Genomic DNA, 690 nt, shown 5'->3' on the forward strand with positions numbered 1-690 from the left:
TTGATAATTCCGAAACTTATTCATTTGAGTCAGTTTTATTTCCTGTTTTTGTAAACGTTATAAATAATGCTGTTTATTGGGTAAGATCTTCAAATAATCCTGAAATTTTACTTGATTATGAAACCAAAACAAGAACCATTATAATTTGTAATAACGGGACTGAAATAAAAGATTCCAGATTAGAAGAAATATTTGATCTATTTTATACAAGAAGAGATAAAGGTAGAGGGATAGGACTTTATCTATCAAAAGACAGTTTAAATACTGTCGGATATGATATTAAAGCTACGAACGATAAAAGGTATAATATATTGAATGGTGCTTCATTTATAATAAGCCCAATTAACTAAAATATAAAATATGGCTGCACCATTAACATTTACTGATGTTGCAAAGAACATTATTAAAGAAACCATAAGTTCCGCAATTTTTATTGATGATCATGCTCTTGAAAATTTCAAGGCGAAAAACTCAAATTATAAAGACGAGAACAATAGAACTATAAAATTATTTGAAGATTTTAAAAAAAATCAATGTTTGCTTCACCCTTTTAAATTCACCAAAAAAGGTTGGAAAGAAAATAAGAGGTTTTATCTAAAAAATAAAGATTTACTAATTTTAGATTGGCAATTGGTTAAAGAGGACCATTCTGAAGCATTAAAAATACTAAATGAAGCAGTTTCAGAAAAG

The 690-nt window shown here is 27.0% G+C and carries 2 protein-coding genes; both read left to right on the plus strand.

The window, feature by feature from the left end:
• Positions 1 to 350: ATP-binding protein (locus D0X99_RS20320; protein ID WP_147392298.1), on the plus strand; the 350-nt coding region annotated here is incomplete at its 5' end.
• Positions 351 to 360: 10 nt separating this feature from the next.
• Positions 361 to 690, plus strand: a 330-nt coding sequence (locus D0X99_RS20325; RefSeq protein ID WP_199708196.1) for a response regulator receiver domain, incomplete at its 3' end; no start/stop codon positions are given.

It is taken from the genome of Algoriphagus lacus (assembly GCF_003583985.1).
Taxonomy (GTDB): domain Bacteria; phylum Bacteroidota; class Bacteroidia; order Cytophagales; family Cyclobacteriaceae; genus Algoriphagus; species Algoriphagus lacus.